General features: G+C 68.8%; 18 protein-coding genes. 9 read left to right on the top strand and 9 right to left on the bottom strand.

Annotated elements, in window-relative coordinates; all coding sequences use genetic code 11:
• From ACIBLC_RS05575 to ACIBLC_RS05560, 4 genes are all read left to right on the top strand, one after another.
• Positions 1–918 carry an SCO2523 family variant P-loop protein gene (locus ACIBLC_RS05575; RefSeq protein ID WP_399209404.1) on the top strand — a complete coding sequence of 306 codons (918 nt, stop codon included), beginning with the start codon at positions 1–3 and terminating at the stop codon, positions 916–918.
• Complete coding sequence (locus ACIBLC_RS05570) at positions 915–1,922, top strand: SCO2522 family protein (RefSeq protein WP_399209403.1); 1,008 nt, start codon at positions 915–917, stop codon at positions 1,920–1,922. Before ACIBLC_RS05575 ends, ACIBLC_RS05570 begins: the two co-directional genes overlap by 4 nt.
• A 1-nt stretch (position 1,923) precedes the next feature.
• Positions 1,924–2,892 carry an SCO2521 family protein gene (locus ACIBLC_RS05565; protein ID WP_399209402.1) on the top strand — a complete coding sequence of 323 codons (969 nt, stop codon included), beginning with the start codon at positions 1,924–1,926 and terminating at the stop codon, positions 2,890–2,892.
• 61 nt (positions 2,893–2,953) lie between these two features.
• Positions 2,954–3,922 carry a hypothetical protein gene (locus ACIBLC_RS05560; protein WP_399209401.1) on the top strand — a complete coding sequence of 323 codons (969 nt, stop codon included), beginning with the start codon at positions 2,954–2,956 and terminating at the stop codon, positions 3,920–3,922.
• Positions 3,923–4,021: 99 nt separating this feature from the next.
• On the opposite strand, the gene ACIBLC_RS05555 is transcribed toward ACIBLC_RS05560, so the two are convergent.
• Entirely contained in the window at positions 4,022–4,432 is a 411-nt protein-coding gene (locus ACIBLC_RS05555) for a Fur family transcriptional regulator (RefSeq protein ID WP_399209400.1), read from the bottom strand.
• Positions 4,433–4,823: 391 nt separating this feature from the next.
• Between ACIBLC_RS05555 and katG the strand changes: the two genes are divergently transcribed.
• A complete protein-coding gene (katG, locus tag ACIBLC_RS05550; protein WP_399209399.1) occupies positions 4,824–7,046 on the top strand; it encodes a catalase/peroxidase HPI in 2,223 nt (740 codons plus the stop codon).
• Between the two features lie 78 nt (positions 7,047–7,124).
• Here katG and ACIBLC_RS05545 read toward each other — a convergent pair whose 3' ends face one another.
• Positions 7,125–7,319 carry a DUF397 domain-containing protein gene (locus ACIBLC_RS05545; RefSeq protein WP_399209398.1) on the bottom strand — a complete coding sequence of 65 codons (195 nt, stop codon included), beginning with the start codon at positions 7,317–7,319 and terminating at the stop codon, positions 7,125–7,127.
• Positions 7,301–8,134, bottom strand: coding sequence for a Scr1 family TA system antitoxin-like transcriptional regulator (locus ACIBLC_RS05540; RefSeq protein ID WP_399209397.1), 834 nt, complete (start codon positions 8,132–8,134; stop codon positions 7,301–7,303). The genes ACIBLC_RS05545 and ACIBLC_RS05540 overlap by 19 nt, the downstream gene beginning before the upstream one ends.
• 346 nt (positions 8,135–8,480) lie before the next feature.
• Between ACIBLC_RS05540 and ACIBLC_RS05535 the strand changes: the two genes are divergently transcribed.
• The 3 genes from ACIBLC_RS05535 (at position 8,481) to ACIBLC_RS05525 (ending at position 10,398) form a co-directional block, all read left to right on the top strand.
• Positions 8,481–8,696, top strand: coding sequence for a hypothetical protein (locus ACIBLC_RS05535; protein WP_399209882.1), 216 nt, complete (start codon positions 8,481–8,483; stop codon positions 8,694–8,696).
• An 81-nt stretch (positions 8,697–8,777) separates the two neighbouring features.
• On the top strand, positions 8,778–9,524 hold the full coding sequence (recO, locus tag ACIBLC_RS05530) for a DNA repair protein RecO (RefSeq protein WP_399209396.1): 747 nt from the start codon (positions 8,778–8,780) through the stop codon (positions 9,522–9,524).
• Positions 9,525–9,549: 25 nt separating this feature from the next.
• Positions 9,550–10,398: an isoprenyl transferase gene (locus tag ACIBLC_RS05525; RefSeq protein ID WP_399209395.1), complete on the top strand. Its 849-nt coding sequence runs from the start codon at positions 9,550–9,552 to the stop codon at positions 10,396–10,398.
• 106 nt (positions 10,399–10,504) lie between these two features.
• On the opposite strand, the gene ACIBLC_RS05520 is transcribed toward ACIBLC_RS05525, so the two are convergent.
• The 5 genes from ACIBLC_RS05520 to ACIBLC_RS05500 form a co-directional block, all read right to left on the bottom strand.
• On the bottom strand, positions 10,505–12,934 hold the full coding sequence (locus tag ACIBLC_RS05520; protein WP_399209394.1) for a M4 family metallopeptidase: 2,430 nt from the start codon (positions 12,932–12,934) through the stop codon (positions 10,505–10,507).
• A 379-nt stretch (positions 12,935–13,313) separates the two neighbouring features.
• A complete protein-coding gene (locus ACIBLC_RS05515; protein ID WP_399209393.1) occupies positions 13,314–13,730 on the bottom strand; it encodes a Fur family transcriptional regulator in 417 nt (138 codons plus the stop codon).
• A 59-nt stretch (positions 13,731–13,789) separates the two neighbouring features.
• Entirely contained in the window at positions 13,790–14,692 is a 903-nt protein-coding gene (locus ACIBLC_RS05510) for a metal ABC transporter permease (protein ID WP_399209392.1), read from the bottom strand.
• A gap of 16 nt (positions 14,693–14,708) precedes the next feature.
• On the bottom strand, positions 14,709–15,479 hold the full coding sequence (locus ACIBLC_RS05505) for a metal ABC transporter ATP-binding protein (protein WP_399209391.1): 771 nt from the start codon (positions 15,477–15,479) through the stop codon (positions 14,709–14,711).
• Between the two features lie 66 nt (positions 15,480–15,545).
• Positions 15,546–16,508, bottom strand: a complete 963-nt coding sequence (locus tag ACIBLC_RS05500; RefSeq protein ID WP_399209389.1) for a metal ABC transporter substrate-binding protein — start codon at positions 16,506–16,508, stop codon at positions 15,546–15,548.
• Between the two features lie 132 nt (positions 16,509–16,640).
• On the opposite strand from ACIBLC_RS05500, the gene ACIBLC_RS05495 reads away from it, so the two are divergent.
• A complete protein-coding gene (locus tag ACIBLC_RS05495) occupies positions 16,641–18,023 on the top strand; it encodes a glycine--tRNA ligase (protein WP_399209388.1) in 1,383 nt (460 codons plus the stop codon).
• Between the two features lie 81 nt (positions 18,024–18,104).
• On the opposite strand, the gene ACIBLC_RS05490 is transcribed toward ACIBLC_RS05495, so the two are convergent.
• Entirely contained in the window at positions 18,105–19,214 is a 1,110-nt protein-coding gene (locus ACIBLC_RS05490; protein ID WP_399209387.1) for an endonuclease/exonuclease/phosphatase family protein, read from the bottom strand.
• Between the last annotated feature and the right edge of the window lie 109 nt (positions 19,215–19,323).

The following is a 19,323-nucleotide window of genomic DNA, read 5'->3' as shown; positions in this document are numbered from 1 at the left end:
GTGCTCGTCTTCGCCGCCTCCGACAAGGGAGGCACAGGCCGCTCCGTCACCAGCGCCAACCTCGCCTACCAGCGGGCGATCGCCGGTGACGACGTCTGCTACGTCGACTTCGACTTCGGCTCGCCCACCGCCGCCGCGGTCTTCGACGTCCCGGAGGCGCTGGGCGGCGTCGAGCACGACGGTCTGCACTCCTACCTGGAGGGAACGACCGGCGAGCCGGTCAGGGTGGACGTGTGGGCCCGCACCCAGCACCCGGTGCTGCGCAGCAGGCCCAACGGCTCCGGCCGGCTGGTGCTGATGCCGGGTGATCTCAGCGGCGGCGAGTTCGCCACGGACCAGGACACCCTGCGCCGCTGCGTCGACCTCATGCTGCGCCTCAACACCGAGTTCGACCTGATCATCGTGGACCTCAGTGCCGGACGCAGCTACGCCATGGACATGGTGCTCGAAGCGACGGCGCAGCCCGAGCTGCGGGGCGTCGAGGCCCGCTGGCTCGTCTTCCACCGCTGGACCCGACAGCATGTGATCGCCGCCTCCGGGCTGGCCTTCGGGGCGCACGGCATCCTGGAGGGCGGGGCCGCCCGGGGACACAGCTCGGAGCTCCTCAGGGACGCGATCCGTTTCGTACGGGCCGCGGTGCCCGACCCCGACTCGCCGCTGTGGTCGCACGCGTCGCCCGCCCAGGCCACGTGGATGGAGACGTGCAACGAGAATCTCAAGAGGCTGGCCTCCGACCGGAAGATCGGCGACAGCGTGGTGCTGGGCACCGTGCCGCTGGAGCCCATTCTCCAGTGGCGTGAGCAGCTCATCACCGAGGAGGACGTGACCTCCACCAAGATCGCCAACAAGGAGACCCTGGAAAAGCTGGAGGAGATCGCCCAACGGCTGACGGACGACTCGTACTGGGGGCAGCGATGACAGAGCCCGCTTCCACGCCCGCCTCCCCTTCAGCCTCCGCGTCCGCGTCCGTGTTCCGGGAGACCACCGCCGAGCCGCGCACCGAGTCCGTCCCGCTGTCCCATCTCTCCCTGGAGCTGGGCCACTTGTACATGGAGGACTTCGAGGCGGGACCCGAGCGGCTGCGGCGGCACTTCGACAGGATCAGGCCCTGGGTGGACGCGGTCCACGCCGACGCCACCGCCCGCGCGAACGGCAAGCGGCCCCGCATCAGCACCTGTTTCCTGATCGACGACTACTTCACCCGCTTCTCCACACCCGCGGACGTGCTGCCCATGCTGCTCGCCGAGGCGGAGCGGGCCGGGCTGAGCATCGACTACCTGGCGAGGGAGTCCGGCTGCGCCGTGGCGGACAAGGTCCCCCTGGCGGAATCCGTGGCCAACCGGCTGGTCGAATCCCCGCCGCCCGGCAGTTACGGACTGCGGCCGCCCGTCGGCCAGACCGGCTGGCTCGCCAACGGTGACCGCACCCCCGCGATGCGCGGCGCACAGGCGATGAAGGCGGCCACCGCCTGGCAGCCGCCCCGCGAGACCGCGGCGCGCCGCCACTCCGTCTTCACCGACGTCGAGTTGTGGGACGACGACAAGGACGGCCACCGCACCTGGTCCTGCCCCTTCCTCGCGGCGGTCTGGCAACTGGCCCGGCTCGGCCTGCTCCGCAACGAGGGCGAGGCCGTGTTCCAGCCCCGGGCCCGCCCGTCGGGTGAATTCCCGCGCGAATGGGACGAGTTGGCACCCCTGCTCCAACTCAACGCCTCCGCCGCGGCCTTCAGCGCCTACCGCACCTGCTCCGTCCTGCCGTCCCGGTTCCTGCCCGTCGAGCACGCCGTGCGCGTCATCCTCGACCAGACCGACGTACACCCGGGCGCACTGCGCCAAGTGGCCACACGGTCCGCCCAGGAGGGAACAGCGGTGCCGGAGTCGGTAGTGGACCGTGTCTCGTACGTCTTCTACGCGGGGCTGTGACATGGGGACCCCGGGGGACGCGACGCGCACCGTGCTCGTCTGCGGAGAGGTGCGCACCGGACTGCTGCCGACGTTCGAACCGCTGGACGTCCGGGCCGCCGAACAGCTCCTCAGACTGCGGGCCGACGAACTGGTCCTCGTCTCCAAACGGCCCAATCTGTACGCGCTCTCGCCGGAGACACTCACCGGGGTGGACTGCCGGCTGCCCACCTCCAACGGTGCCAAGGTCCGCGCCGTCGGTACGGTGACCGCGCGTGCCGCGCTCACCGAGGGCCGCCTCCTCCAGGCCGACGCGTATTTCCGCGTCCCCGCTTCCGGACCCGACGAACGGCGGCCCTGGGGCCAGTACCTCGTGCGGCCCGGGGTGGTCGAGCCCTTGGGGAAGCTTCCCCAGGAGGCCTTGGTCCAGGGGGTGTTGGCGGGGAGTGGTCGAGGTGAGCTCGATCTCGGGCTGATCGCCGAGGGTCTGCTCGCGCGACTTCTGCGCCACAAGCTGCTCGTGCACAGGACGCCGATGAAGTCCCAGCGCACCCGCCTGCGTTGGGTGGCGCTGCCCGCCGCGGACGCCGAGGGCGCCTCCATCGAACGGTTCACGCTGGCCGAGGACGAGCTGCGGACCGTACGGCTGAGGGTCCCGGAGGGTGTGGAACCGGCCGCCGTGGCGGGGCTGTGCGAGGACCTCGCCCTGCACGACTGGCTGTTGACGACCGTCGTACGGCTGCTCGACGGCAGCCGGCCCGGATCGGCGGACGGGGCGGACGCCGCACTGGCGCTGCGCCCCGCCGTCGAGCATCTGCTGCACCTGTGGATGCCAGGGGCGCGGGTGCACCACGTGCTGGCTCCGCTGTGGGACGTGCTGGAACGGGAACCGGGTTTCAGCCGGCAGTGGAACACGCTGGTACAGCGCATCCGGGACCAACTGGCCGTGCAGGCCGTCCCATTGCTGCGCGCGGCACTGGCGCCACGCTGAGAACAGAACGACCACCGGACCTCGACGAGGTCCCGAAGCGGAATCCCAACGGGGGGAAGAGATGAGCAGCGCATCACAAGTCACCCAGACCCAGGGCGCGCAGCCGACAGGCAGCCCTGACTCATCGCGGTTGTTCCAGAAGCTCATGATCACGGTCGTGGTGGGCGGCGTCGTCTACGTGCTCACCAACGTGCTCAAGCCGGAACAGAACGAGGTGTGGAAACTGGTCCTGTCCGTCCTCGTCAGCGGGGCGGTGCTGATCGTCCAGTACATGTTCACCTTCGCGCAGCAGCTGACCGACCTGAAGGCGGACCTGGCCCGGCACAACAACGAGATGAGGGAGGTGATCGACAAGAGCTTCGCCCGGATCAGCGAGGCCACCGAACTGTTCAGCGAGGTCGAGGTGTTACGCAAGGACGGCGTGCCCCAGCTGGCCAGCAGCGCGACGAAGGTCGTCGCGATGGCTCCCGAGATCATGCGCACCTTCGCCCGTGGGGAGATCAGCCGCCTCGCGGCACTGATGGACGACCTCACCGACCGGAGTGCCGACTGCCCGGGGGAGAACAACGACTGGCTGCTGGGCCTCACCAAGTGCGCGCAGCAGACCATCGACGCCATCAGCACCTCCGTCGACCGGGACTTCTGGAGCAGCGAGCCCGCGGGCCGCTATCTGCTGGCGCAGCGTGACGCGATCGAGCTGCGGGGGGTCAAGGTCAGGCGGCTGTTCATCGTGGAGAAGCGCGAGGACATCGACGACCTGACCCAGCTCCGTCGCGAGCAGGAGGAACTCGACATCGACGTCAGGGTGGTGGTGCTGTCCGACCTGTCGCCGAACATCCGGCGCGGTACGACGAACGACTTCATCATCTTCGACGGGACGATGTGCTACGAGGTCGACCCGGACCCGTATCACGTGAACGCCAGGACCACGCTCAACTCGCGGGAACAGCACGTCAACGAGCGGATCCAGCGGTTCAACAAGCTCTGGGACGCCGTGCAGACTCCGGTACCGTCCGCGGATCCGGAGTGACGCCGACGGCCGGGCGCCGGGGCGGATCGTCCCGGCGCCCGGCCTGACCTCACACCTTTCTCGGGCGCCGGAGCCCTTTCTCGGGCGCGAGAGCGTTTCTCAGGCGCAGGCCGGACACAGCCCGCGGTAGGTGACCTCGACCTCGGAGACCGTGAAGCCGAATCGCTCCTCCGCCGGGAGGTCGGCCAGGGGGTTACCGGCCGGGTGGACGTCCCGGATGGTGCCGCAGTTCGAGCACACCAGGTGCTGGTGCGGGTGGTGCGCGTTCGGGTCGTACCGCTTGGCGCGGCCGTCGGTGGCGACCTCGAGCACCTCGCCGAGGGAGACCAGCTCGCCCAGGGCGTTGTAGACGGTCGCCCGGGAGATCTCGGGCAGCCGCTGGGCCGCGCGGGCGTGCACCTCGTCGGCCGTGAGATGTACGTGTTCGCCGTCGAGGACCTCCGCAACGACACGCCGCTGGGAAGTCATCCGCCAGCCACGTCCTCGCAGTCGCTCCAGCAGGTCACTCATATCGGTTCACCTATTCAGGTTCAGTGGGATGCCTGGAGTTTACCGGTCGACCCCCTGGTCCCCGGATATGGGCTTGGCCCGCTTCTTGACTTGGACTCGGTCCATCGTAGGATCGGTTCCGGCGATAGCCAAGGGACAGGAAGACTCCAGTACGGCATGAGACAGAGACGTGACGGGACCACCTCGGCTTCGAGGCGATCCATCCCCTCCGGGATGCGCGGTCGCGCGAGCCATATCTCCCCTCAGGTCGTGTGTGAGAACCGCCACAGGTCGGTGAGGCCGTGGCCCCCGACTTCGCCGCCGGCCACCACAGACTTCGTACCCCCCGCCAGACCGTTCCACCGCCCGCAGCCCCTGAGCACCGTGATCCGCCAGGTCCGGAAGGATTTTCATGACTGAGAACCACGACGCAATCGTCACCGACGCCAAAACAACGGAGGGTGGAGGTGGCTGCCCGGTCGCGCACGACCGTGCCCCCCACCCGACCCAGGGCGGCGGAAACCGCCAGTGGTGGCCGGAGCGGCTCAACCTGAAGATCCTTGCCAAGAACCCGGCGGTGGCCAACCCGCTCGGCGAGGACTTCGACTACGCCGCCGCGTTCAAGACCCTCGACCTGGCGGCCGTGAAGGCCGACATCGCCGCGGTGCTCACGGACTCGCAGGACTGGTGGCCGGCCGACTTCGGCCACTACGGCCCGTTCATGATCCGGATGGCCTGGCACAGCGCGGGCACCTACCGCATCAGCGACGGCCGCGGCGGCGCCGGCGCCGGTCAGCAGCGCTTCGCCCCCCTCAACAGCTGGCCGGACAACGGCAACCTCGACAAGGCCCGCCGTCTGCTGTGGCCGGTCAAGAAGAAGTACGGCCAGAACATCTCGTGGGCCGACCTCATGATCCTCACCGGCAACGTCGCCCTGGAGTCGATGGGCTTCGAGACCTTCGGCTTCGCCGGCGGCCGTGCGGACGTCTGGGAGCCCGACGAGGACGTCTACTGGGGTCCCGAGACCACCTGGCTCGACGACCAGCGCTACACCGGCGACCGCGAGCTGGAGAACCCGCTCGGCGCCGTCCAGATGGGCCTCATCTACGTCAACCCTGAGGGCCCGAACGGCAACCCGGACCCGCTGGCCGCGGCCCGCGACATCCGTGAGACGTTCCGCCGGATGGCGATGAACGACGAGGAGACGGTCGCCCTGATCGCGGGCGGTCACACCTTCGGCAAGACCCACGGCGCCGGCCCGGCGGAGAGCGTCGGCGACGACCCCGAGGCCGCTCCGATCGAGGCGCAGGGCTTCGGCTGGAAGAGCACCTACGGCACCGGCAAGGGCGGCGACGCGATCACCAGTGGCCTGGAGGTCACCTGGACGCAGACGCCGACCCAGTGGAGCAACTACTTCTTCCAGAACCTGTTCGGCTACGAGTGGGAGCTGACGTCCAGCCCCGCCGGCGCCAACCAGTGGGTGGCGAAGGACGGCGCGGGCGCGGGCACCATCCCGGACGCCCACGACCCGTCGAAGTCCAAGGCTCCGACGATGCTGACCACCGACCTCGCGCTGAAGATCGACCCGGCCTACGAGGAGATCTCGCGGCGCTTCTACGAGAACCCCGCCGAGTTCGCCGACGCCTTCGCCCGCGCGTGGTTCAAGCTGACCCACCGTGACCTCGGCCCGATCGTGCGCTACCTCGGCTCCGAGGTCCCGAGCGAGACGCTGCTGTGGCAGGACCCGCTGCCCGCGGTCACCCACGAGCTCGTCGACGCCGCGGACATCGCCGCCCTCAAGGCGCAGATCCTCGCCTCGGGCCTCTCGGTCTCCCAGCTCGTGTCCACCACGTGGGCGGCGACCTCGTCCTTCCGCGGCAGCGACAAGCGCGGCGGCGCCAACGGCGCCCGCATCCGCCTCCAGCCGCAGAGCGGCTGGGAGGTCAACGAGCCCGACCAGCTCGCCACGGTGCTGCGCACCCTGGAGGGCATCCAGGAGTCCTTCAACGCGGGCGGCAAGCAGATCTCGCTCGCCGACCTGATCGTGCTCGCCGGTGCGGCGGGCGTCGAGAAGGCCGCCAAGGACGCCGGCTACGACGTCGAGGTGCCCTTCACGCCGGGTCGCGTGGACGCCTCGCAGGAGCAGACGGACGTCGAGTCCTTCGCCGCCCTGGAGCCGACCGCCGACGGGTTCCGCAACTACCTCGGCAAGGGCAACCGCCTCCCCGCCGAGTTCCTGCTGATCGACAAGGCGAACCTGCTGAACCTGAGCGCGCCCGAGCTGACGGTCCTCGTCGGCGGCCTGCGCGTCCTGGGCGCCAACTACGGGGACTCCAAGCTCGGCGTCCTCACCACGACCCCCGGGTCCCTGACCAACGACTTCTTCGTCAACCTGCTCGAACTGGGCACGACGTGGTCGGCGACGTCCGAGGACCAGAACACCTTCGAGGGCCGCGACGCCTCGGGCCAGGTCAAGTGGACCGGCACCCGTGCCGACCTGGTCTTCGGCTCCAACTCCGAGCTGCGCGCGGTCGCCGAGGTCTACGCGAGCGACGACGCGAAGGAGAAGTTCGTGAACGACTTCATCGCGGCGTGGGTCAAGGTCTCGAACCTGGACCGGTTCGACCTGGTCTGATCATCGACTGAATGAGTAAAACGTCCGGGCCGGCCCTCGTGGGCCGACCCGGACGTTCGTCGTTCTGCCCGCACCCCTTCAGCCCCGCACGGCCCCGATGAACTCCGCCCAGGCGACCGGACCGACCATCAGAACGGGACCGTCCGCGACCTTGCTGTCCCGGACGGGGACGACACCGGGGACTCCGTCGGCTACTTCGACGCAGTCGCCGCCGTTGTCGTCGCTGTAGGTGCTCTTGCGCCAGCGGGCGAGGCTCAGGTCGTATTCGCGCATCGTCTGAAGTCCTCCGCCGCCGATTCGATCAGGGTCAGGGACGCCTCCGGCGGCAGCGCGGCGGCCCTGAGCAGATCGTATGCTCCCTGCGCACGCTTAACCAGGGCCGGATCGTCGAGCAGGTTCCCCGAATACACGGCCTCTGTATAGGAAGTTGGCGGCGCGTCCTCGAACTCGAAGAGCCTGACCATCCGGCCCATGAGGGGGTACGCCCCGACCGAGGTCGGCAGCACCTGCACCAGAACCTTCCGCTCTCGCACCAGTCCCGCGATGTGATCCAACTGCTGAGCCATCTCGGCTCCGCTGCCGACCGGAATGCGCAGGACATGTTCGTGGAGGATCACCCAATACACGGGGCGTGCAGCGTCCGCCAGAATCTGCGCTCGCTCGATGCGAGCCTGCACCTTTTCCTCGATGTGGGCGTCGGTGGCGAACGGGTTGCTCGCGAGTGTCACCGCCCGGGTGTACGCCGCCGTCTGCAACAACCCCGGCACCAGCGTGGGCGCGAACTCCGCAATCTTCGTCGCCGTCCGCTCCAGCTCCACAACCTCCGCGAAATAGTCCGCGTACCGCTTGTCGTCAATCAGCTTTCGCCAGGTCCGCTCGAAAAAACCGCCGGTTCGCAGTAGCTCGTCGATCCGCTGGGCGACATCCAACTGCGGTTTCCGAATGGCCTGTTCGAACTGCCCGATGTAGCCGCCGGAGACGAATACCCGGAGGCCCAACTCCACCTGGGAGAAACCCGCTTCCTCCCGGCGTCGTTTCAGCTCCGTGCCGAAGAACTCCCACGCTGCCTGCCGCGAACCGTTGGCCACAGGCCAACCCCCTTACGCTGCGCCGCTCTTGTAGAGGAGAGACTCCTGCCGAGTGTAGGCACGGACCCTCATCCTGGAGATGCGATGAGTGAAAGTCGAAAAGACAGGGGAGCAGGGTGAAGGCACAACACTCGGCGCGGTGTGTCGAAGAAGCGGAGGAAATGGTGAAGGAATTGCGAAAGGCGCTCGCGAGTGCCGGAATTACGCTGCCGTCACTGAGGATCGACCCGGCGAGTCTGGCGCGAGAGGCGCCCTGTCCGCGGATCGAATTGGGCGGCTGTTCCGTCGAGCTCGCGGCCCGGCTCGCGGCAGCCCTGCGGTGAAGGCGGTGAAGGCGGTGACACCGATGGATCCGGTGATCGGCACGTACGCGGTGGACACACGGACCGGAAGGGTCGGGATGGTCATGGGGTGCGAGGGGCCGTACGTGCAGCTGAGACCGTACGGCGGCGGCAGGGAGTGGGACTGCGAGCCGGACGCCGTCCGGGGAGCCACCACGGCGGAGCGGCTCAGCGCGGCGACGGCGTATGCCAACGCACGCAGCCGCGGTGAGGTCCCCTGAGTCGGGCGGGAGGCGGGCGGGCCGCGGGGCCTTCGGGACAGTCGGCCCGGGGAGCGGGTGTCGTAGGCGAGAATGGACCCCATGAGTCTGTTCCGCGACGACGGCATCGTGCTGCGCACCCAGAAGCTGGGTGAAGCGGACCGCATCATCACCCTGCTCACCCGCGGTCACGGTCGCGTACGCGCCGTGGCGCGGGGGGTGCGGCGGACCAAGTCGAAGTTCGGGGCGCGGCTGGAGCCGTTCTCGCACGTGGACGTGCAGTTCTTCGCGCGGGGGAGCGAGCTGATCGGGCGGGGGCTGCCGCTGTGCACACAGAGCGAGACGATCGCTCCGTACGGTGGCGGGATCGTGACCGACTATCCGCGGTACACCGCCGGGACGGCCATGCTGGAGACCGCCGAGCGGTTCACCGACCACGAGGGGGAGCCGGCGGTGCAGCAGTATCTGCTGCTGGTCGGCGGGCTGCGCACCCTCGCCCGGGGTGAGCACCAGCCGCACCTCGTGCTCGACGCCTTCCTGCTGCGCTCCCTCGCGGTGAACGGCTACGCGCCCAGTTTCAGCGCCTGCGCGAAGTGTGGGATGCCGGGGCCGAATCGGTTCTTCTCAGTCGCTGCGGGAGGTTCCGTCTGCGTCGACTGCCGGGTGCCCGGAAGCGTCGTACCCTCGGCGGAGGCCCTCGAGCTGCTCGGCGCGCTGCTGACGGGAGACTGGGAGACGGCGGACGCTTCCGAGCCGAGGCATGTCCGGGAGGGCAGCGGGCTGGTGTCGGCCTACCTGCACTGGCATCTGGAACGGGGCCTTCGCTCACTGCGTTACGTAGAGAAATAGCAAGAATCAAGGAAACGAGAAGCACATGGCCGTACGCGGGATCCTGGGACGCCAGCGCCGCGAGTACAAGACGCCGGAACCGCACCCGTCCGGTGCCCGTGCGCCGAAGCTCCCCGGCGAGCTGGTGCCGAACCATGTGGCGATCGTCATGGACGGCAACGGCCGCTGGGCCAAGGAGCGCGGGCTGCCGCGCACCGAGGGGCACAAGGTCGGCGCCGAGCGCGTCCTCGACGTGCTTCAGGGCGCGGTCGAGGTGGGGGTCGGTGCCATCTCGCTGTACGCCTTCTCCACCGAGAACTGGAAGCGGTCGCCCGACGAGGTGCGCTTCCTGATGAACTTCAACCGCGACTTCATCCGCAAGACCCGCGACCAGCTCGACGAACTCGGCATCCGGGTCCGCTGGGTGGGCCGGATGCCCAAGCTGTGGAAATCGGTGGCCAAGGAGCTCCAGATCTCTCAGGAGCAGACCAAGGACAACGACCGGCTGACGCTGTACTTCTGCATGAACTACGGCGGGCGTGCCGAGATCACCGACGCCGCGCAGGCCATGGCGGAGGACATCAGGGCCGGCCGGCTCGACCCCGCGAAGGTCAGTGAGAAGACCTTCGCGCAGTACCTCTACTACCCGGACATGCCGGACGTGGACCTGTTCCTGCGGCCGAGCGGCGAGCAGCGCACCTCCAACTACCTTCTCTGGCAGAGCGCCTACGCCGAGATGGTCTTCCAGAACGTGCTGTGGCCCGACTTCGACCGGCGGGACCTGTGGCGGGCGTGCGTCGAGTTCGCCTCACGCGACCGCCGCTTCGGCGGCGCCGTCCCCAACGACCAACTGCTCGCGATGGAGCGGGACATGCGGGGCAACCCGGAGGTCTGAGCCGCCGCCGTACGACGACGGAGCGGCACCCGGCGCTCCCCACGCCGGATGCCGCTGTCTGTCGTACGGCCTACCGGACCGGCCCCGAAGGGCCGGTCCTACGGGGTCACTTGGTCGTGACCGCCGTGTCGTCGATGACGAAGCTCGTCTGGAGCGAGGAGTCCTCGACACCGGTGAACTTCAGCGTGACGGTGGTGCCCGCGTAGGCCGACAGGCTGAGCGACTTCGCCACGTACCCGCTGGCCGCGTTCAGGTTGGAGTAGGTGGCCAGAGTCGTCGAACCGGCGGCGACCGTCAGCTTGTCGTACTGAGAGCTGGTGGAGGTCTCGGCCGTGTCGACGTGCAGGTAGAACGTGAACGTGGTGCCCGTGCAGCCGCTCGGGATCGTCACCGACTGGGACAGCGTGTCGGTGTGCGTCGATCCGTAGCCGTCCAGCCAGGCCTTGTAGGAGCCGGTGCGGGCGGCCTGGCTGCTGGAGGTGGTGATGACCCCGCTGGTGGCGGTCCAGGTGGTGGCACCCGACTCGAAGCCGGCGTTGCCGAGCAGCTGCGCCGAGGTGCAGGAGCCGCCGCCGGTCGAACTGACCGTCCAGGTGAAGGACGCCGTACCGCTGGCACCCGTGCTGTCGGTCGCCGTGACCGTGGTGCTGTAGGTGCCGGCCGTGGTCGGGGTGCCGGAGATGGCGCCGGTGGAGCTGATCGACAGGCCGGTCGGCAGACCGGTCGCCGCGTAGGTCAGCGTGCCGCCGTTGGTGCTGCTGGCCGCGACCTGGAGGCTGACCGCGGTGCCGACGGTGGAGGACTGGCTGCCCGGGTTGGTGACCGAGACGCCCGTCGTCGGCACGGTGATGTGGCTGCCGACGTTGATACCGGCGAAGGCGTTGCCGACCCCGGCGTACTGGGTGGAGCTGGTGCCGTAGAGCGCCCCGGCGGCGTTCAGCGCGGCGGTGCGGGCCTGGGCGTACGTGGTGCTTGACGTCATGTACGTCGTCAGCGCCTTGTACCAGATCTGCAGGGCGGCGGCCCGGCCGATGCCCGCGACGGCGACACCGTCGGAGGTCGGGCTGTTGTAGGTGACGCCGTTGATGGTCTTGGAGCCGCTGCCCTCGGAGAGCAGGTAGAACATGTGGTTCGCCGGGCCCGAGGAGTAGTGGACGTCCAGGTTGCCGACGCCGGAGTACCAACTGTCGGCGGAGCCGCCGTCCTTGTCGGGCTCGTCCATGTAACGCAGCGGCGTGCCGTCGCCGTTGATGTTGATCTTCTCGCCGATGAGGTAGTCGCCGACGTCGGTGCTGTTGTTGGCGTAGAACTCCACGCCGGTGCCGAAGATGTCGGAGGTCGCCTCGTTCAACCCGCCAGACTCACCGGTGTAGTTGAGGTTCGCGGTGTTGGAGGTGACGCCGTGCGACATCTCGTGGCCGGCCACGTCCAGCGAGGTGAGCGCGTGGGTGCTGCTCGTGCCGTCGCCGTACGTCATGCAGAAGCAGTCGTCGTCCCAGAACGCGTTGACGTACGCGGTGCTGTAGTGGACGCGCGAGTAGGCCGCGACACCGTCGTTCTTGATGCCGCTGCGGCCGAAGGTGTTCTTGTAGAAGTCCCAGGTGACCTGGGCGCCGAAGTGGGCGTCGACACCGGCGGTCTGGGTGTTGGAGCCGGCCCCGGTGCCCCAGGTGTCGTCGGCGTCGGTCATCAGGGTGCCGGTGCCGGACGTGCCGTTGTTCAGGCTGTACGTCTTGTGGGTGCCGCGTGTGGTGTCGTTGAGCTGGTACGTCGAACCGGACAGCGTGGTGCCGATGGTGACGGTTCCGCTGTACTGGCTGTTGCCGGTACCGGTCTTGATGTCCTGGAACTGGTAGAGCTTCGCGCCGGTGGTGGCGTCGGTGATGACGTGCAGCCTGCTGGGCGTGCCGTCGTCCTGGAGACCGCCGATCACCGTCTCCCAGGCGAGCTTGGGGGTGCCGCTGCCGGCCCAGATCACCTTGCGGGCGCTGTCGGTGGTGGCCTTTTCGGCGTCCAGGGCCTTGGCGGCGCCGAGCGCCCTGGTCTCGGCGGCCGACTTGCTGAATGCCGGGGTGGTGGACGCGACCTTGATGGTCTGCCTGGTGTTGAAGGTGCTGCTCACCGTGCCCGAGGCCTGTGAGGCGGGCGGGGTGTGCACCACGACGTCGCCGCCGAGGACCGGCAGACCGGCCCAGGTGCGCTCGTACCGCGTGTGCAGCGTGCCGTCGTTGTCCTTGGCGACGTCCTTGACGACCAGCTTCTCCTTGGCGCCCAGGCCCAGGGTGGTGGCGGTCTGTCCGGTCTTCTGAGTCGCGCTCCTGATCAGCGCCGTGCGCTGGGCGGGGGTGAGCTCCGCCTCGAGTGCGCTGGTGCGCAGGGGGCTGGGGCTCGGGGGCGCGGGCTTCGCGGCGGCCGGAACCGTCTGGACGCCGACCACCAGGAGTGCGGCGGCGGCGACCAGTGCGCCGGCCGCGGTCGCCCTGGAGGAGAGCCGGTTCGCGGTGCGGGGGGATCTGAGGGGGCTGGTGCGTCTCACTCGTACTCCTACTGCGACAGCCGCTGTTGGCGGCCGGAGACAGACCCGGGCAGACGGGGGTGTGCAGCCCGGGGCGAGCTGAGCAGGCCGTGCGGGTTCCCTGAGAGGGAGGGGGTGCGCGAGACGTGGGGGATGGCTGGAGGAACAGTGGCATCTTTGATGAGGCCATGTCATCAGGGACCGTAGAGGTCGAGGGTTATCCCTCTGCCTCGCGGCTGAGCAGGCCATTCGATGGCTGTTCGATGGTTCTTCGATGACGGTAGGGCGGCCGCGGAGCCCGGCCTACCCCGCCGGTCTCACCGGTGTCGGGCACGCCCCGGGCATGGCTCATGGACCCCCTCATGGATACGGGGGGCGCCGGGCGTGCCTCAGATGTATGTCAGACGAGCTTGGCCGCGCAGTCCGCGCAGGTCCCGAAGATCTCCACGGTGTGGGCCACGTTCACGTACCCGTGCTCCGCGGCGATGGCCTCCGCCCACTTCTCGACGGCCGGGCCCTCGACCTCGACGGCCTTGCCGCAGACGCGGCAGACGAGGTGATGGTGGTGCTCGCCGGTGGAGCAGCGGCGGTAGACGGACTCGCCGTCGGAGGTGCGCAGGACGTCGACCTCGCCGGCGTCGGCGAGGGACTGGAGCGTGCGGTAGACGGTGGTCAGCCCGACGGAGTCGCCCTTGTGCTTCAGCATGTCGTGGAGCTCCTGGGCGCTGCGGAACTCGTCCACCTCGTCCAGCGCCGCCGCCACGGCGGTACGTTGCCGGGTCGAACGGCCCCGTACGGGCGATCCAGCGGTTGTCACCGTTGCCTCCTCCACGTCTGCACTTGCCCGGCCATTGTGCCAGCCCGGACTGTACGTCGTCAGACGCCGACCTGGCTCTCTGTCCCGCGAGTGGCCGGAATCGCGCACTCCGCCGGGTCCCCGGCAGCCTGTGAGGCCGCCATCGCGCGGGCTCTACGCCGGGCGAGCGGGGTCGCCAGCGCGGTCAGCGCGATGAAGGCGCCGATGGTCAGCAGCACGATCGTCGCGCCCGGCGGCACGTCCTGGTAGTACGACGTCACGGTGCCGCCGATCGTCACGCTCACGCCGATCGCCACCGCGATCGCGAAGGTGGCGGCGAAGCTCCGGCTGAGCTGCTGCGCCGCGGCCACCGGGACGACCATCAGGGCGGACACCAGGAGCAGGCCGACGACCCGCATCGCGACCGTGACCGTGACCGCGGCCGTGACGGCCGTGAGCAGGTTCAGGGCGCGCACCGGCAGGCCCGTCACCCGTGCGAACTCCTCGTCCTGGCTGACCGCGAACAGTTGCCGGCGCAACCCCACGGTGACCAGGACCACGAAGGCGGCGAGGACGCAGATCGCCGTCACGTCGGACTCGGAGACCGTCGAGAGGGAGCCGAAGAGGTACGAGGTCAGGTTGGCGTTCGAGCCGGCCGGTGCGAGGTTGATGAACATCACGCCGCCCGCCATACCGCCGTAGAAGAGCATGGCGAGGGCGATGTCGCCGCGCGTCCTGCCGTACCAGCGGATCAGCTCCATGAGGACCGCGCCCACGACGGAGACGGCGGTCGCCATCCACACCGGGGACCAGGAGAGCAGGAAGCCGAGGCCGACGCCGGTCATCGCCACGTGGCCGATTCCGTCGCCCATCAGGGCCTGGCGGCGCTGCACGAGGTAGATGCCGACGGCGGGCGCGGTGATGCCGACCAGGACGGCGGCCAGCAGGGCCCGCTGCATGAAGGCGTAGTCGAGGATTTCCATCAGCTCTTCGGTCCCATCAGCTCAGCAGTCCCGTCCGGATCGGTTCGGCGTCGTGAGCCGCGTGCGGGTGTACGTGGTCGTGGCCGGGCAGCGCGTGCTGGCCCAGCGCGGCCGGGGGCGGGCCGTCGTGCAGGACACAGCCGTCGCGCAGCACGACCGCCCGGTCGATCAGCGGCTCCAGCGGCCCCAGTTCGTGCAGGACCAGGAGGACCGAGGTGCCCTGGGCGACCTGTTCGCGCAGGGTCGACGCCAGCACCTCCTGGCTGGCCAGGTCGACGCCCGCCATCGGCTCGTCCATGATCAGCAGTTCGGGTTCGGAGGCCAGCGCCCGGGCTATCAGGACCCGCTGGTGCTGGCCGCCGGACAGCGCGTTCACCGAGTCCTTGGCGCGGTCCGCCATACCGACCAGGCCGATGGCCTTCCGTACGGCCTCGTGGTCGGCCCTGCGCAGCACGCCGAAGCGGGCGCGGGACAGCCGTCCGGAGGCGACGATCTCGGTCACCGTCGCGGGCACGCCGCCCGCGGCCGTGGTGCGCTGCGGTACGTATCCCACCCGCGCCCAGTCGTCGAAGCGGCGGCGCGGGGTGCCGAAGATCTCGATCTCCCCGCCGCTGACCGGGACTTGGCCGATGATGCCGCGGATGGCGGTGGACTTGCCGGAGCCGTTGGCGCCGAGCAGGGCGACGACCTCCCCGCGGTTCACGGTGAGGTCGATGCCGCGCAGGACGGGGCGTGAGCCGAGCTCCGCGGTCACTCCGCGCAGGGATATGACGGGCTCGCTCTTCATTCCGCCGTCCTCCGTGTTCGTTGCGTCACTTCGTGGTGCGTTCTGTCACTGGGCGTGTTTTCCCGGCTACTTGGCGCCCAGAGCCGTCCGGAGCGCCTTCAGGTTCGACTCCATGACCTGGAGGTAGTCGTCGCCCCTGGACTTGTCGGTGATGCCCTCGATGGGGTCGAGGACGTCCGTCTTCAGGCCCGCGTCGCCGGCGATGGTCTTGGCGGTGTCGTCGCTGACGAGCGTCTCGTAGAACACGGTCGTCACGCCGTCCGCCTTGGCCATGGTCTCAAGGTCCTTCACGCGGTTCGCGCTGGGCTCCGACTCCGGGTCCAGGCCGTTGATGGCCTCCTCGGTGAGGCCGTAGCGCTCGGCGAGGTAGCCGAAGGCGGCGTGGGTGGTGATGAAGACCTTGCTCGTGGTGTTCCTGAGCCCGTCCTCGTACTGGGTGTCGAGGGCGTCGAGCTTCTTGACCAGCGCCGCGGTGTTGCTCTTGTATTCCCCGGCGTTGTCCGGGTCCTCCTTCTCGAAGGCCTTGCCCACGCCCTCGGCGACCTCGGCGTACTTCACCGGGTCCAGCCAGATGTGCGGGTCGGTGGCCCCGGTCTCCTCGCCCTCGGAGTCGTCGTGCTCGGCCGCGTGGCCGCCGACCTCGTTGCCGTGCTTCTCCAGGGTGGTCAGCGAGGCCGCGTCGATCCTGGTCCTGACCTCGGACTGCGCGACGGCGTCGTCGACGGCCGGCTGGAGGCCCTTGAGGTAGAGGACGGCGTCCGCCTCCTGGAGCTGCGCGGTCTGCTTCGCGCTGATCTCCAGGTCGTGCGGCTCCTGACCGGGTTCGGTCAGACTCGTGACGCTCACATGGTCCCCGCCGATCTCCTCGGCGAGATACTGCAGGGGATAGAACGACGCCACGACGTCGAGCTTCCCGCTGCTGTTGCCGTCGGCGGCGGACGAGTCGGAGCAGGCCGAGAGGGTGCCGAGACCGAGGACTGTGGCCGCGGTCACAGCAGTCGTGGATATGAGGCGTCGTCGTACGTTCATGACAGTCATTTTCAACAAATGTGGAAACGATTGTCAACAAGGGTTGGGTCACCCAACCGATTTGATACCGGGGTGGGAGGCGCCGGTAACCTGAAGCATTCGCTGCCGTCCGTTCGTAATGAAGAGAGCACCGTGGCCGCCGACAAGATCGACACCATCGTCAGCCTGAGCAAGCGCCGTGGCTTCGTCTACCCCTGTAGTGAGATCTACGGTGGGCAGAAGGCCGCCTGGGACTACGGCCCGCTCGGCGTCGAGCTCAAGGAGAACCTCAAGCGCCAGTGGTGGCGTTACATGGTCACCTCCCGTGAGGACGTCGTCGGTATCGACTCGTCCGTGATCCTGGCCACCGAGGTCTGGGTCGCCTCGGGCCACGTCGCCACGTTCAGCGACCCCCTCACCGAGTGCACCTCCTGTCACAAGCGCTACCGCGCCGACCACCTGGAGGAGGCCTACGAGGCGAAGCACAAGCGCCTCCCGGAGAACGGTCTCGCGGACATCAACTGCCCCAACTGCGGCAACAAGGGCCAGTTCACCGAGCCCAAGCAGTTCTCCGGCCTGCTCTCCACCCACCTCGGCGTGACGCAGGACAGCGGCTCCGTCGCCTACCTGCGCCCCGAGACCGCGCAGGGCATCTTCACCAACTTCGCCCAGGTCCAGCAGACTTCGCGCCGCAAGCCGCCGTTCGGCATCGCGCAGATGGGCAAGTCCTTCCGCAACGAGATCACGCCCGGCAACTTCATCTTCCGCACCCGCGAGTTCGAGCAGATGGAGATGGAGTTCTTCGTCAAGCCGGGCGAGGACGAGAAGTGGCAGGAGTACTGGATGCAGGAGCGCTGGAACTGGTACACCGGCCTCGGTATGCGCGAGGAGAACATGCGCTGGTTCGAGCACCCGGCCGAGAAGCTCTCGCACTACTCCAAGCGCACCGCCGACATCGAGTACCGCTTCCAGTTCGGCGGCAACGAGTGGGGTGAGCTGGAGGGCGTCGCCAACCGCACCGACTACGACCTCAACGCGCACTCCAAGGCCTCCGGCCAGGACCTCTCCTACTTCGACCAGGAAGCCGGCGAGCGCTGGACCCCGTACGTCATCGAGCCCGCCGCCGGTGTCGGCCGCTCGATGCTCGCCTTCCTCCTCGACGCCTACATCGAGGACGAGGCGCCGAACGCCAAGGGCAAGATGGAGAAGCGCACGGTCCTGCGCCTCGACCCGCGGCTGGCCCCGGTCAAGGTCGCGGTCCTCCCGCTGTCCCGGAACCCGGAGCTCTCCCCGAAGGCCAAGGGTCTCGCCACGGCGCTCCGGCAGAACTGGAACATCGACTTCGACGACGCCGGCGCCATCGGCCGCCGCTACCGCCGCCAGGACGAGATCGGTACGCCGTTCTGCGTCACGGTCGACTTCGACACGCTCGACGACAACGCGGTGACCGTGCGCGAGCGCGACACGATGAAGCAGGAGCGGGTTTCGCTCGACCAGATCGAGGGATACCTCGCCAGCCGGCTGATCGGCTGCTGAGTCCCTCGTAGAGGTCGCTGGTGCCGGGTCCCGGAACGGTCGGGGGCCCGGCACCGGTGTGTTCACGAGCCCGTCCGGTGCTCAGAGGTCCAGGTCCGCGTAGAGGGCCGCGTGGTCGGAGGCCTGGGCCGGCCTCGACGTCACGGTGTCGAAGGACTTGAAGGTGTTCGGCGCCCAGATTCCGCGACGCTCCACGCCCGTTGCCCGTACGCGGTCCCACAACTCGGGCGCGAACATCAGGTAGTCGAGCTTCTGGTGCGCCCTGGTGCCCGTCCCGTGGGTGCCGGGAGCGCCCGTGTAACTGGGGTGGGTCATCGCGTCCCGGAGGCCGGCGTCCGTGAGTTCCCTGATCGGCGGGCTGTCCGGATGGTCGTTGAGGTCTCCGGCGACCACGACGTGCGCGGAGCGCAGCAGGGCCTCCTCGTAGATCTCCCTGACCCGCCGCGCCTGCGCCAGCCGCCGGCCCGATCCGGCGCCCTGTATCTGGCTCTTGAAGTGGTTGCCGAGAATCCACAGCGGCGTCCCGCCGACCCCTATCTCGAACTCGGGGCAGTCCCGGCTGAAGACGGGAGGGTCGGACGGCTCCGGGTCGAAGATGTGCGACCGCAGGGACGTGACGGGATACCGGCTGAGGATGCCGATGTCGATGCCGCGGGTGTCGTTGCCGTCGATCAGCATGTTGTACGGGTACGGCGGCTTCCCCAGCGCGTCGCCCAGGACCTGCTTGTTGAAGCGGGCCAGGGTGAGCCGGTCCTCGACCTCGACGGTGAGCACGATGTCGGCGTTGATCTCGGAGATCACCCGGCCGGTGTTGCGTACGGCGTCCCAGCTCATGTCGGTGCGGACCAGCTCCACCCAACCCGCCCATTTCGAGCGGCCCTTGGCCTTGATGTCGATCACCGGATCGGTCTCGGTCCCGCCCCGCGTGAAGAGCTTGGCGCCGGCTCCCCGGGTCTGGTTGACGAAGATCGCCCCGCCCCGGCCCGGATCGGACTCGAAGGCCCGGTGTTTCTGCACCAGTTCGGCGATCCGTGCCTTGTCGCCGTCCGTGTAGGGGTCCTTCGACACCAGGGCGACCAACTCGTTGAAGTCGGCGAGGACTTCGTTGCGCCGGTCCTCGTCCTCGATACCGAAGACCGCGGGCCTGCGGAACAGGTTCTCGGCGTTGAAGGTGGCGATACGGACGGTCATGGCGCCTCCCGAAGGTGACTGCTCGACGACGGCTCGAATTGTCCGAGAGCGGGTCATCGGTGTCCAAGGGAACGGCACCGGAACTTTCGGGGACGCGGGGGAATTTCCC

It is taken from the genome of Streptomyces sp. NPDC050535 (genome assembly GCF_044457665.1).
Taxonomy (GTDB): domain Bacteria; phylum Actinomycetota; class Actinomycetes; order Streptomycetales; family Streptomycetaceae; genus Streptomyces.
The sequence above is the reverse complement of the archived record's forward strand: the minus strand, read 5'-3'. Positions and strand labels throughout refer to the sequence as shown.